We start from the raw sequence: 12,672 nt of genomic DNA, 5'->3' as shown, positions 1-12,672 counted from the left end.
AAGCCTCAAAAATGAAAATGAAAAATAGAATCTTATCCTTAACATTCGTTGCATTGATGGCTTTTGCAAGTACATCATGTAATAAATTCTTAGACAAAGATCCTTTAGGACAAATTGCTCAAGACGAATTCTTCAATTCTGAAACCAATGCAAATGCCGCTGTTATCGGCGCATATAGGTCCATGATGAATTCATTCTCCTGGGGTCAGTCTACCATTATAGTTCCCGAATTCTCAGCGGTCCATGTCAGACATTCAGCCGTATTCCCAGAATACGAAATGTTTGCAGCCCATGAAGTACAAGCTAATAATCCGTGGACATCCAATTTATGGCAAGCGCTATATGCAACTATCAATGCCGCTAACAATATCATCGACGAAGTTCCTAAAATGGATGCTTCAATGATCTCTGATGATAAAAAGAAGCTGTTCATAGCGGAAGCAAAATTCTTAAGAGCATTCAACTATTTCTTCTTGGTGCGTGCATTTGATAGAATCCCTTTGAAACTTACTGCAACAAAAGAAGGAGATGATTTAGCAACTCCGCAAGTGGAGAAAAAAGAAACCTATGCTCAAATCGTAAAAGACTTAACCGAAGCAATTGCTGACCTACCAAAGGAAAATCCATATTCAGGAGATGCCGCTAGAGGTAGAGCATCACACTATGGAGCAAAAGCTCTGTTAGCAAAGGTTTATCTGTACGAAGCTTCATTCACCAATGACTACAAGAAAGCAGCGGACTTGGCTAACGAAGTTATCACGGCTGGCGGATATAATTTGGTGCAAGATTTTACAACCATCTTCACCACGCAAAATACCAACGAAGCAATATTTGAAATACAGTTTGATGACCAAGCGACCAATACTTTGGCAGCAGTTTCAAATGACAACCCTTCGGTATTGTTCTTTGCAAAAGATTCAACGGTGCTTGATATCTACAAAGATGCTGACAAAAGAAAAGCATTTACGATCAAGAAAGGAAGTAATGACAATTATTTTATAGGTAAATACCCGAATTTCTCTCCTGCTAGTCAAAATGTACCAGCGATCCGTTTAGCTGAGATTTACCTGATCCATGCAGAAGCAAAAGCTAGAGTGGACAACAGCGTGAGCAAAGCAGCCTATAATTCACTGAAGATGGTACAAGAACGTGCCGGAGTAGTACAGCCAATCACTAGCTACAGCAATTTGGCGAACTTTATTACTGGTGTACAGGAAGAAAAAGAACGCGAATTGATGTTCGAAGGTGAAACTTGGTTCGATTATGTCAGAACGAAACTGGCAATGAGAAAATATAATTTGACTAATGAACAGTTCTTGGTTTACCCTATTCCAACAGCTCAAATTTCATTGGGTGGTGGATTAACACAAAATCCAGGTTACTAAAACTAGATTATATTATTATTAAAAAAGCTCCAAAAACATTTTGGAGCTTTTTGATTTTTAGGAACCTACCTCTTGCAAAAAAGTTTCTAAATCACTTTCCTTTGATAGGCCAAATTTCTGTTTCAATCTATATTTGAACATCCGTACTGATTGAGCCTCAACATGCAAAACCTGGGCAATTTGCTTGGTCGACATCTGTAAATAAATATAGGCACAGTACCTCAAATCCAATGGTGTCAGTTTTTGATTTGCCCGTTCAATCAGTTGGGAGAAAAATGTCGGATGCAATTGCTGGATCTGCCACTTTATGTCCTCAAAGTCGGCATTCAACAAGGTCTCTTCCTTCAATAATTTCTGTATGTCCCTTGAATCGCCATCCTGCAGTTTGCTCTGAATCTGCTTCAGCATATCATTTTTATGATCAATGATCAGTGAGTTTGCCAAGGCTTCCTTCTGCAACTGCGAATGCTTTAATTCAAGCAAATCTTGCTCGGCCTTCAACCTCGCTTGTTCCTCTTTTTCCAACCTTACCTGCATCTCTGCATTGCGCTCAGCATCCTCTTTTTCCTTCGACAATTGCTTTTCACGCTCGATGGAATAACGCAGCTTAAAATGATACGAACGAAACATAAAAGCCAATCCCAACATCGCCAAAACGGCCAAGCCACCATATAAATAGTTCTGGCGCTGCCTCAACGCTGCCGTTTCACCCAATAACTTTAATTGCTCATCCTTCTTCTCAGTCTCATATTGAACTTCCAATTTCTGAGCACTCGCAATCTGTTGTTGGTCGAAATTCTGTTTTAATATAGATTCCGACTTCTTCTGATAGTTAAGTGCTGAATTTAAATCTCCTTTTTTCTCAGAAATATCAGACAAATGTTTGTAAACTGAATATTCAAGACGCAATAAATTATTGTCCTTTCTGGTATCCAATCGGTTGATCGCCTCCAACAAATACTGTTCAGCTAACGGAATATTGCCCTCTTTCAAGGCAAAATCGCTCTTAATCCCATATATATTGATCCATCGGCTGAATCTTGCACGGTCATGCTTCAGCTCTTCTTCCGCTTTAGCCAAATATTTATAAGCCGTCTCCTTCCGATCTGCTATGGGTCCCTCTGAAAATTCCAGTAAATAGTTCGCCATATTGATACATGCAATCACAAAAGTATTACTGCTCACCTCCTCCGGGAATTTCTCAAATAAATCATAAGCCTTTTGTAGATAAAAATAATTACTGTCCAAATCAGATTTTCCCTTATCCTTACGGTATCGATTAAGGAAAACACTCGAATACCCTAAATATACATTCGCTATAAAGTTTTGATTGTTTTCCGCTAATGCATATTTTTCGCACTCTTTGATATAGTGCTCCATTTTGTCACTTTCATTCCAACCACTGTATGTAGCATATATCAAATAGTTTAAATAATATTTCAGTCTGTTTTGGTCCTTCCTGGATTCCAATAATTTCAACGCGTCCTTAGAGTCTTTTATAACTTGGTCAGTTAAGTTTAAATAACTATTTAAATACGCTCTTGATCGCAAAGCCATAGCTTGAGATACTGAATCAGTTGTTTTTTGAGCTTGGACAAAAATCTGATCAACCAAATTACTGCTCAATTTTAAACTATCCTGGTCCAAAAGAATTCCACTTTTATAAGTGTATAAGTATATTAAGTCGTCAGGACTGGTAGCAGGATTTTTTAAGGCTTTATCCAATATCTTTAATGATTCATCATCCTGATTTTTCAAGTTCAGTTGATCTATTTTCCGAAGAACATCAGACGTCCCTTTGAGCAAACCTTGACCAAATGAAACCGAAGTACTCAGAAAAAGAAGTATAAATAATATGTTTTTCATAAAGATAATTGAGCCGAAAATAGGTATTGGCAATCTATAAATTTTTTCAATTGATTCAATCAAAATCTAAATTATCAAAAACCTAGCCATGCAATTCAATCTATTGTATATCAAGTTGTTAATATTTATGTATATACATTGTATATACAAGATTCCTCTAAAATATACGCATTAAAAATTAATTTCATCATTATGTCGCAGATTGAAAATGCCATATATTAATATGAATTAGATATTGAATATATCATTTCATGCGTTTTTGTTTTAGGAAATCATATTATCTAGTTTTTTTATTACAATAATCATATCAATTAAATTATGTCTGAACCAAATTCATTATTTATAAAGGTTAAGATTTCAAAAGAAAATCTTAATGCATTTTTAAATGCACGCCCAAAATCAAGTACTTTGAATTCGAATTGGCTTGAATGGTGGGATTCAAGGATGATGTACAGCAAACCAGATTTAAAAGATGTGCTTTCATTTAATGTTGAATCCAATAGACACCTATTAGAACATCTGCTTCAAGATCATTATGCATTCTGTAAACAGGAATATAATGAAGAAAAAAACACATGGTATTTCATGTCTCTTCAATATTCTGAAAATTATGAGGAGATTATTCCAATGCTTTCCTGGATTAAAGACCTAGCAACATATACTGACGAATCAGATACCGGAGCAGCATTTATTTATGATCATCTTTGGGGAGATGGCACAGTAATGGCATATATAGAAATACAAAATAAACAGGGCTTGCTCAACAAATACGACAGGGTATTGCAGATTGACCCAGACTTATTAAATGAAGCGGATTCAAAACTTGAAAAGTTAACACAACAATTCGAATGAAAAAATGGAAGTAATTAAAATTATATATATCATCTTGGGAACTTTCTTTATGCGTGAGCAACCCGGATTAATCGCTGAAAAAGCAACAGTAACAGTAGATCCTATAAAAAAAGAGGTTGTCATCTTTCAAGAAAACTTAATATCCGCTACAGATATTAAAGATGTCAAACAAACTGAAGAATACCGCAAACTTACAGCAAACGAGCTGAACTGGGTCAAAGAATTAGAACCTTTTCAGAATAAAACTTTGACATTTGAAGAAAAGGATGGAAAAATTAATGCGAAACTATCTTTTAATTATGCTGATCCAAAGGACTTAGCAGGAATCCATATTGGATTTGACAAGAATGAATTTAATGTTTTCAAAGAAGAAAAATTATCTCCATTGACTGGAGAAAATCGTGTTGAAGAACCCTACCTAATCTATGGTTCCAAAACACCCTTCTCTTTTAAGGTTGATGTTTTTAATGAATGGTTGGAACCAAATTCCCAGACTGCGACCTTCAATCAAGAGTTTGTGAATCAACCATTGGTAGCTAAAAAGTCAGATGACATCAAAGGTAAATCATTGATTCAAATGCCCTCCGGGACACAACCAGGAACAAATCCTGCAGGTGAAGCCCTTAAGATATTCTTTGCTGAAGATCAAGATTTTGCACTTATTAATGAGGAAATAGAAATTGAAGTGAAGTACTTTGACAATAATACCGTAATGATACCTATGACAGAGGATATCGGACCTTTGAAAAAAGGTGATAATTACTTTATTTATAAAGTATATAATGATATGAATGGTGTCGGGTTAATTCCATCCGCCAAAAACGGGAAGATTTTGTCCAAAAATGAGATATATCTTGCAATGCCTACAGAATAGACCAGCTATGATCTAGAATAAACTACATCAGATTCTTTAGCTTTAATGATTGCATTGATTTTATTCAGCTTCAAAATGGAAGGAATAATACTCAAAATAGTTGCAGTTACTAAAACAATCATTGCTAAATCAACGTCTTTCTTAACAAAAAGTCCAACCATGGCAATCAAGATCGCCATAACAATGGTACCACCAAAGATGATTGCATAAGATATTTTACGTTGTAAAGCTAATTCTGATAAAGTGATGTCGGTGTTTTTTCTGCTTTCCATAACATGCTACAATTAATACCTGAACCTTTGTTTGTAAACTTATGATTAAATCTACCGAATAGTTTTCATTTTGTAGCTACAAATTTACACAAGTCATCTGTAATTACCTAGTGATCATTAAAATAATGTTACAACATTTATAAATTTATCATAAATTTTACAAACTAGAGAGTATTCTCTAAAGTTTTTCATAGAACCAATCCTTTTATGATGAAATAGAAGAAAAATAGCCGAAAATGAATACATAGCACAAGTATCCCCAAAAAATTACAGCAAGGATATGTATCGTTGTCTCAAATTTTTTCCCTTTCCACAAGGCTGACGGATAAACAAAAAATTGAAACAACAACCTGATTAACCAAAAAATTCCTAACCCTAAACAAATTTTATTCCCCAACGAAGTTTGTAACAAATCCTCTGATGATGTAAAACACAACAGCCCCATCATAAACACAGTCAATCCAATAAAAAAGGTATGAACCTTCATTAAAGACTGATTTATAAGTTGTATCCCAGACAAATCATTCTTCCAATCAAAATACTTGGGAAATATGATATGTAAACATGCCAAACCCATAAGCAACACGCCAACTATTCTAATTTGCAGTTCCATTTGACCTAAGGATAAAGGTGGATACAAAAGGATTGATTTTCTTTTCCTGAACTAATTCCAATCCAGCTTCTCGAAAACAATATTTCCAGGAATCCAAAGAATAGAAATGTAAGAACCCCACATTGAAAGCTAAAAAATTTGCGAAATCCCGTAAGTGTTCTGTGATGATGATTTGTCCAGTCTCATAATTAGTTACGTTTTTGATTTCTCGCAAAAACTGAATTCGCTCTTCCTCATTCCGAATCTCATGCGCCGAGAAAATGCAGATCGACCGATCAAAATACTGATTCCTAAAAGGAAAAGAATCCGTGTTAACAGACATGGTATCCTTATGTGAAGGATAGACTAAGCGGGCACGTTTGATAGAAACTTCTGTATGGACATGTGGATCATAAAAATCTGCCATCGTCAATTGAATATGGGGAAACTTCTTCAAAAGGATTTCACTCGTTTCATCAAAACCAGCACTGATATTTAGGACTTTTTCTTGGTCAAGAACTTCTACAAAGTCAAGTTCATACAAATTAGAATAATCATAGACATAGTAAGAAACCAATAAGGAAACAACGGTAGCCAAAAACGCCAAAATAGCTCCCCAAATAAACAGATTGTGAAAAAAACCGTTCACAAACAATGATAAACTCAAGAATAAGAGGATCAATACAGCAACAATGACATATTGGTGCCAATTGAATTTGACGATGTTCAACACTCCTTGATACTTTTTCCTTGTGATTACCATTTATCGAAGCTTCCTTTCTTCCAATAATATGGAATATCTGTGATTTCGAAGGCATTGGATAAACGGATATCCTCAAAACCTAAACTATTAATAAAATCAAAATCACCGGAAAGAACCTCTATAGGTCTAGGTTCCCAATTTTGTCGCACTCCTTCGATCAATAATATTTCTCGTTTTTTCGAGTCCACCTCAAATGTAAACGGCAATGGCCCCGCAAAACGCCTTGCCTCCTTCCATGAACTGAAGACCGAATTTTCTGGCAAGGGCGTCAACTCACCTGATGCCTTGCGATATGTAATATGAAATCTTGACTTTTTGGAACTTATTTCGACAATATCATTTTCTGCGGTTCTTTTGATATCAGTAGTCGTATAATGATATCGAGTGAAGATATTTCCAAAAAATCGCATAAATTCTTTATTGGTTTCAGACTTGATGATGTAAAGCCCTCTGAGATTTTTACCTTTTGAGGTTTTATATCTCACAAAAATCCGATATCCGATCAATACGAAATCCTTTCCAAAAAAATCAGGCATCCCTTTGGGTTTTAAATTCTTGGTGTCCACCATAGCGATGGTCAAAAATGCCCATTGGTCATTGTGGAGGTCCAAGGTTAATGGCTCGGGAACAAACCGCTCCAATTCTTCCTTCGGAACAGCAAATGTTATAATCGTTGATGAAACAAAATAAGCAGAAACAGCAAAAGGATGATATTGAAGTAGGCTAGTCATGGATTATTCATTTTCCAATTTCGGTTCCAGGATGAATGTTTGATAATACACTAAAATTATAAAACAAAATGCAAATAAAATATTGAATTTTTCCCATAGCAATAAATGTGAGACCAGGAAAAATTCCAAGATATTCATAACACCGACTAGAATGATCTGCATCATCGCACTAAAATGGCTCCAGCGACGGGAAAATATCCAGATCGCCATCCCAACTTCACCTAAGCCGATCAAGAATGTAATCTCCCTAGCGTATTCCTGGCCCAATATCTCAGCAACGATTTCTTGATGTCTCGGAACTAAATTTAAAATTTTACAAATCAAGCCATTAACCAGCCAAACCAAGGAAAAAACCAAGATTAAAAACATATTTAATTGTTTTGCTTTCTTCATTTAAAGGTTTATAGTTCTTAGGAATTTTGAATAGAATAATAATTGCCCAAACTTGAATTGCAATCTGACCTAGCAATAAAACAATATGGATTAAATTAAAGTTTGTTTGATTAATGCCAGAAATTAATGAAGGAATACTTGTTATCAATAATATGATCCAGATGTATTTCATAAAATGAAACCCTCGACTGGTAAACCAAGCTAGAATTAATTGAACAGCTATACTCAAAATATCCAATATGAAGTTATCAGCAGCATAACCCTCCGGTCGAACAAACAAAAGTATGATACCTATCACTCCAGGTATACAAAAATACATCGCTGCCTCTTTATAGTCAGGATGGATATAATAAGCTTCTTTTTCCTCCAAATTTTCAATCATGCTTAGTACCCTTTTCTCTTCATCCTCAGAGAAGACTTTTCCCCTCTCTTTTAAAATTTCATAAGCATATCTCATGGCTGTGGCTACGTAACGACTTTCTGGAACTAAGTATTTCTCCAAATCGACATCCGATTTCTTTTCTAGAATCTTTCGGTTAACTTCCATAGGGCTAATAATTTTTCTGGTAAACAAATTTACTTCAGTTCCCCTGATAAGCAAATCAATTAACTCATGTAAACAATAAAAAAAGCATCCCCCTGCTAGAGGGATGCTAAAAAGAAAGGATTAGACTTAACACTAAATTCTAATTTCTTACACATCGAATATTTTTGAAAGGTGTTTGAATAACATTGATTGTACCCAATAAACCGATGTTCAATAATTCCAGATTTACTGCACTACCTAGATTATTTGCGTAATAATACCATCCACCTAAACTAATGAGGACATTTGCCCCCTCATCGTTTGACCAAATATGTGCTGACAAGCCGTATGTTGACCCAAAATTCAAACCCACTAGATTTAAGATATCAATAGCAATACCCTGGCCGTTGAAATTCATTCTCAGCCGGATCTTTGGGTAAGGAGAAGCGGTTTCAGTAGCAGTATATTCAATATATCTCAGTCCAGAAGTCGTACCATAGGTTCTGGTTTTCAAAGATCATGGTGCCATAATTAGTTCTAAAAAACAGCTATAGTGCTTTAACAGTTCATCGTTGAAATGGCAATAATACCCCTCGATATCTTCAGACATAAACTCTGTACTGGAAACTGAAGACCTGGCAACAAATAATAGATCGCCAGCTTTTAATTCATAACTGTCAATTCCAACTTGCCTCATGCAGGTCCCTTTAGTAATCAGCATAAAATCATTTACTGTTTTCCGATGAACAGGAAGTGGCAAACGCAAATGAACCTTATCTTCCTTTAGAGAATGAATAAAAAATTGATCATAGCCCTTCTTGAAGATATCTTTATCAAATTGATTATCGATAAAGATGGATCTAAAACTGACTGGCCGGAAGGTAACTATCTTATTCTTATTCATGAACACCAAATTGGAATTCTAAAATTCTATTTCAAACAAATATCTCTTAAAATACATTAATGTATTATACATATTACGGATTTTACAACCATTATTACTGAATTGTGACCTGGGATTCTATTTTACGCAAAATCTATCCTTATTTTTAGGATGCAAAACTTTTTCAGATGGAAGATATATTAATTTTTGACCATATCAGTGAGTACAATGCTTTCAACAATAATGAGACAATGCATCCCCTGGTTTCCGTTGTGGATCTAGGCAAGGCTGACGTAAGGAGTTTGAGAAAAATGAGATATGATTTTTACCTGGTTTTTCTCAAGAAAGTGAAATGTGGGGATTTACGCTATGGGCTCCATAATTATGACTATGAGGAAGGGACATTAATTTTTGTATCTCCTGGGCAAGTGATAGGTGAAAATGGCACAGAAGAATATAAACCACAAGGTTTTGCTTTGGCTTTTCACCCTGAGTTGTTGAATGGGACAAACTTAGCCAAGAAAATCAAGGATTATCACTTCTTTTCCTATGCTGTAAATGAAGCTTTGCATTTATCGGAGAAGGAACGCAAAATTATACTCGACTGTTTTTCCAAGATAGAATATGAACTGGAGCAAAACATGGATAAACACAGCAAGCAACTGATTGTATCCAATATTGAGCTGTTTTTAAATTATTGCGAACGCTTTTATGACCGTCAATTTATTACTCGAGACCATGTCAATAAAGGGATTTTATTAAAGTTTGAAGAGTTGTTGAATCAATATTTCAAATCAGAATTTCCTCAGACCTTAGGTATTCCTACGGTTTCTTACTGTGCAGATCAATTGCATTTATCTGCAAATTACTTCGGAGACTTAATCAAAAAGGAAACGGGGAAATCACCTCAAGAATATATTCAAAACAAGTTGATCAATGAAGCTAAGTCAATCCTTTTTGATTCTGAAAAAAGCATCAATGAAGTTGCTTATGATTTAGGATTCAAATATCCGCAGCATTTTTCAAGATTCTTCAAGAAGACTGTTGGTCAAAGTCCTGTTGAGTTTAGGACTCTGGGATCAAATTAAAAACTATTGTGATATTAAAAAAGCCCGATTTTAGAATCGGGCTTTTATTTTATTAGTTAGCTGTCAGAGCCACAGCGTTTAATTGTCTAGGAGTTCCATCAGGTCCTACGGCAATAATATTATCAAATATTACACGTGAACCTGGGGTAATGCCGTTCAATGCTGATTTCATAGAAGAACTCAAGCGGTTTCCAGAAGTGGAAAGAACGATTGCATCTGCTCTTGGTTTTGCAATGATCAGTGAGAATTTGGTTACTTTAAATGACGCATCGAAATCAAAGTTATCCAATTTTGCAAAGATTGCATTCTGCGCTTTAATTGCCACTGTTGCCATTGCACCACCGGTTTTTCCGGCAAATTGTGCGATTGGGTCAGGGATTCTTTTTACGCGGAATTCTGTTGTGCTCAATGTTTGGGTTTTTCCTGGGGCAACTTCAGCAGCTACTGAGATTCTTGCCGTTCCTGGCGAACTTACCTTTACATTGTATTTACCACCAGAACCACTGATGCTACCGCCGCTCATGCTGACCTTAACCTTGTCTGTTGGTGTTCCTGGAGCCGATACTGAAATTGGGTTGTTAACACCAATATACAGTACGTTCATTTTGTCAGGAGAAACTACAGCAGAAGGTCTTGCCACTTGGTAAGTCTGTACGGGAGTACGGTATTCCCTTATAGATCCATCCGTTTGTTTTACTTTGATCACACCGGACCAGGTAAAGATACCCTCTCTGTTGGTTGGTACGCGATATACACCTTTACCATCTACAACATCTAGGTTGGCTCCATTTACGCTGATCGAAGGTTGTGATTTCGAGTCAGATGCTGTCAAGAATACCTCTGCAGCATAGGGCTGGCCTTGAACAAGATATGAAGTTGGAGCTACAGCTACCGCAGCAAATTTATCAAGATTAACAACCGCTTGGTCCATCTTACCCAAAATAAGTTTTACCACATCAGACTCAGCATTCTGTGCATCTGTTTGGATTTTGGTCAGGATGGTCATTGCAGCGGTAAGTGGAGTCCCACTACCAAAGTTTATCTCTTCCCATTTTCTTTTGCCGTTTACTGCTTTTTCTGGGTCATTGGCTTCCAGTGAAAATGAAACTGATTTTTGCTCTTCTGGGGTCAACAATCCCAAAAGCTTAGATCTTGTACTGTTTATTTTTTCTTTTAGTTCAACGCCTTTTTTGCCATTGATCATGATGTTCGGAGCGATATCTTCGTTTTCACGCATCTTAAGGTCTCCTGTTTTTTCATCATAACCACCACCTTGGTCGACAAATTCTTCTTTGATGCTATTGATGTACTGGTTTAAATCGTTGATGATTGCCTGAGCATTCTTAGCTTTATCATAGATTGGCTTCGCTCGTCCGGGTTCATCTTTCAATTTTGTACTTTCAAAAGCGGCAAACAATTGTTGAACTGAGTTATTAACGTTTGATTTGGAAGTCTCCAAACTATTATTGATGTTTTTAAAAGCATCCAATATTGAATCGGGTACATTTAACGCGAGCAAGGCTAGCAACACGAGATAAAGAATATTTATCATCCGCTGCCTTGGCGTCTCTCTTCCTATTGCCATATTTTTTGTTTAAAATTTTAATGGATGAATTACACGCGAGGTTGGTTCATAGCACTTAGCATGTTACCATACACGGCATTCAATGCATTTAAGTTTTTCGCCAATTTGTTTACCTCATCTTTGAAAGCTTTGGAGTCATCCAAAGACTCATTGAAGTTATTCATCGTAAATTTCAAATTCTCATAGAAAGAATTCATGGATTGTAGGTGAGATGCAGAGTCGCGAAGTTCTTTTTCGTACATCGAGTTCAGCTGACGCAGGTTCGAAGTAAGGTTTTGAACTTGTTCATGGTATCCGGTAGTGTCCGTATTGGTGTTGGACATAGCGACAAAATTCGCAGATGCTTTTTCAAAAGCTAGGCTTAAGTTATCGAATTTTGATGTTGCAGAACGCAGCTTTTGCGTAAATTCATCTGTCGCCAATGATACATCGCTGATTCTATTGATTGCAGAAACCTTTTCGCCAAAATCTCTTAATCCTCTACCTAGATTTTCAATTGTTGCAGGTTCAATATTCGCATCGACGAACATTTTATCCAAAGCAGCAGTTGCTGAAGGTCCTTGTGGACTGTTTACAACTTGAGCAGATCTTACAGGCAGTTCACCTTGGAATTTCTCATCCAATTCAGGATAAACACGGGTCCAGTCTGGTTCTTGTGGCGGCGGATTGAAACCCATCAGGAAGAATAAAATAGCCTCCACGGTAAGTCCTAAACCAATCATGTAATTCGCCATGGAACCTCCAATATGAAGGATCTTGAACAAAACACCTATAATTACGATACTTGCTCCCCAAGAAATGGCAACATGTAGCCATCTTGAATTGTCTTTCTTTCTACTCATAATGTAAATTTTATGCCCCT

The 12,672-nt window shown here is 36.2% G+C and carries 14 protein-coding genes; 4 read left to right on the top strand and 10 right to left on the bottom strand.

Features of this window, described 5'->3' with window-relative positions:
- Positions 1–17: 17 nt before the first annotated feature.
- Positions 18–1,385, top strand: a complete 1,368-nt coding sequence (locus CRT24_RS00585; protein ID WP_180269025.1) for a RagB/SusD family nutrient uptake outer membrane protein — start codon at positions 18–20, stop codon at positions 1,383–1,385.
- Between the two features lie 57 nt (positions 1,386–1,442).
- Here the strand turns inward: CRT24_RS00585 and CRT24_RS00580 are convergent, their stop codons facing one another.
- Positions 1,443–3,251, bottom strand: coding sequence for a hypothetical protein (locus CRT24_RS00580; protein ID WP_099369319.1), 1,809 nt, complete (start codon positions 3,249–3,251; stop codon positions 1,443–1,445).
- 318 nt (positions 3,252–3,569) lie between these two features.
- Between CRT24_RS00580 and CRT24_RS00575 the strand changes: the two genes are divergently transcribed.
- Together CRT24_RS00575 and CRT24_RS00570 are read left to right on the top strand one after the other, a co-directional pair.
- Positions 3,570–4,103 (top strand): hypothetical protein, encoded by a 534-nt coding sequence (locus CRT24_RS00575; RefSeq protein ID WP_099369318.1) that lies wholly within the window; start codon positions 3,570–3,572, stop codon positions 4,101–4,103.
- Positions 4,104–4,107: 4 nt separating this feature from the next.
- Complete coding sequence (locus CRT24_RS00570) at positions 4,108–4,977, top strand: hypothetical protein (protein WP_099369317.1); 870 nt, start codon at positions 4,108–4,110, stop codon at positions 4,975–4,977.
- 5 nt (positions 4,978–4,982) lie between these two features.
- On the opposite strand, the gene CRT24_RS00565 is transcribed toward CRT24_RS00570, so the two are convergent.
- From CRT24_RS00565 to CRT24_RS00530, 7 genes are all read right to left on the bottom strand, one after another.
- Positions 4,983–5,249, bottom strand: a complete 267-nt coding sequence (locus tag CRT24_RS00565) for a hypothetical protein (RefSeq protein ID WP_099369316.1) — start codon at positions 5,247–5,249, stop codon at positions 4,983–4,985.
- Between the two features lie 596 nt (positions 5,250–5,845).
- Complete coding sequence (locus CRT24_RS00555; RefSeq protein ID WP_099369314.1) at positions 5,846–6,604, bottom strand: class I SAM-dependent methyltransferase; 759 nt, start codon at positions 6,602–6,604, stop codon at positions 5,846–5,848.
- Complete coding sequence (locus CRT24_RS00550; protein WP_099369313.1) at positions 6,598–7,335, bottom strand: DUF2071 domain-containing protein; 738 nt, start codon at positions 7,333–7,335, stop codon at positions 6,598–6,600. The genes CRT24_RS00555 and CRT24_RS00550 overlap by 7 nt, the downstream gene beginning before the upstream one ends.
- Before the next feature lie 3 nt (positions 7,336–7,338).
- Positions 7,339–7,659: a DoxX-like family protein gene (locus CRT24_RS00545; protein ID WP_197734037.1), complete on the bottom strand. Its 321-nt coding sequence runs from the start codon at positions 7,657–7,659 to the stop codon at positions 7,339–7,341.
- Positions 7,660–7,663: 4 nt separating this feature from the next.
- Positions 7,664–8,275, bottom strand: coding sequence for a hypothetical protein (locus CRT24_RS00540; protein WP_099369311.1), 612 nt, complete (start codon positions 8,273–8,275; stop codon positions 7,664–7,666).
- A 139-nt stretch (positions 8,276–8,414) separates the two neighbouring features.
- Positions 8,415–8,768, bottom strand: a complete 354-nt coding sequence (locus CRT24_RS00535; RefSeq protein ID WP_099369310.1) for a hypothetical protein — start codon at positions 8,766–8,768, stop codon at positions 8,415–8,417.
- Between the two features lie 3 nt (positions 8,769–8,771).
- On the bottom strand, positions 8,772–9,158 hold the full coding sequence (locus tag CRT24_RS00530; RefSeq protein ID WP_099369309.1) for a hypothetical protein: 387 nt from the start codon (positions 9,156–9,158) through the stop codon (positions 8,772–8,774).
- Between the two features lie 167 nt (positions 9,159–9,325).
- On the opposite strand from CRT24_RS00530, the gene CRT24_RS00525 reads away from it, so the two are divergent.
- Entirely contained in the window at positions 9,326–10,225 is a 900-nt protein-coding gene (locus CRT24_RS00525) for an AraC family transcriptional regulator (RefSeq protein ID WP_099369308.1), read from the top strand.
- A 52-nt stretch (positions 10,226–10,277) separates the two neighbouring features.
- Here the strand turns inward: CRT24_RS00525 and gldM are convergent, their stop codons facing one another.
- Positions 10,278–11,810, bottom strand: coding sequence for a gliding motility protein GldM (gldM, locus tag CRT24_RS00520; RefSeq protein ID WP_099369307.1), 1,533 nt, complete (start codon positions 11,808–11,810; stop codon positions 10,278–10,280).
- A gap of 29 nt (positions 11,811–11,839) precedes the next feature.
- Entirely contained in the window at positions 11,840–12,652 is an 813-nt protein-coding gene (gene gldL, locus CRT24_RS00515) for a gliding motility protein GldL (RefSeq protein ID WP_099369306.1), read from the bottom strand.
- Positions 12,653–12,672 lie beyond the last annotated feature (20 nt).

This window comes from Sphingobacterium sp. 1.A.5 (genome assembly GCF_002734235.1).
Classification (GTDB): domain Bacteria; phylum Bacteroidota; class Bacteroidia; order Sphingobacteriales; family Sphingobacteriaceae; genus Sphingobacterium; species Sphingobacterium daejeonense.
The sequence above is the reverse complement of the archived record's forward strand: the minus strand, read 5'-3'. Positions and strand labels throughout refer to the sequence as shown.

Excerpts from the sequence above, each read along its gene's own strand:
- CRT24_RS00530 (WP_099369309.1), bottom strand. The coding sequence starts at position 9,158 with ATGAATAAGAATAAGATAGTTACCTTCCGGCCAGTCAGTTTTAGATCC.
- CRT24_RS00550 (WP_099369313.1), bottom strand. The coding sequence starts at position 7,335 with ATGACTAGCCTACTTCAATATCATCCTTTTGCTGTTTCTGCTTATTTT.
- CRT24_RS00540 (WP_099369311.1), bottom strand. The coding sequence starts at position 8,275 with ATGGAAGTTAACCGAAAGATTCTAGAAAAGAAATCGGATGTCGATTTG.
- gldM (WP_099369307.1), bottom strand. The coding sequence starts at position 11,810 with ATGGCAATAGGAAGAGAGACGCCAAGGCAGCGGATGATAAATATTCTT.
- CRT24_RS00585 (WP_180269025.1), top strand. The coding sequence starts at position 18 with ATGAAAAATAGAATCTTATCCTTAACATTCGTTGCATTGATGGCTTTT.
- CRT24_RS00555 (WP_099369314.1), bottom strand. The coding sequence starts at position 6,604 with ATGGTAATCACAAGGAAAAAGTATCAAGGAGTGTTGAACATCGTCAAA.
- CRT24_RS00575 (WP_099369318.1), top strand. The coding sequence starts at position 3,570 with ATGTCTGAACCAAATTCATTATTTATAAAGGTTAAGATTTCAAAAGAA.
- CRT24_RS00580 (WP_099369319.1), bottom strand. The coding sequence starts at position 3,251 with ATGAAAAACATATTATTTATACTTCTTTTTCTGAGTACTTCGGTTTCA.
- CRT24_RS00525 (WP_099369308.1), top strand. The coding sequence starts at position 9,326 with ATGGAAGATATATTAATTTTTGACCATATCAGTGAGTACAATGCTTTC.
- gldL (WP_099369306.1), bottom strand. The coding sequence starts at position 12,652 with ATGAGTAGAAAGAAAGACAATTCAAGATGGCTACATGTTGCCATTTCT.
- CRT24_RS00570 (WP_099369317.1), top strand. The coding sequence starts at position 4,108 with ATGGAAGTAATTAAAATTATATATATCATCTTGGGAACTTTCTTTATG.
- CRT24_RS00565 (WP_099369316.1), bottom strand. The coding sequence starts at position 5,249 with ATGGAAAGCAGAAAAAACACCGACATCACTTTATCAGAATTAGCTTTA.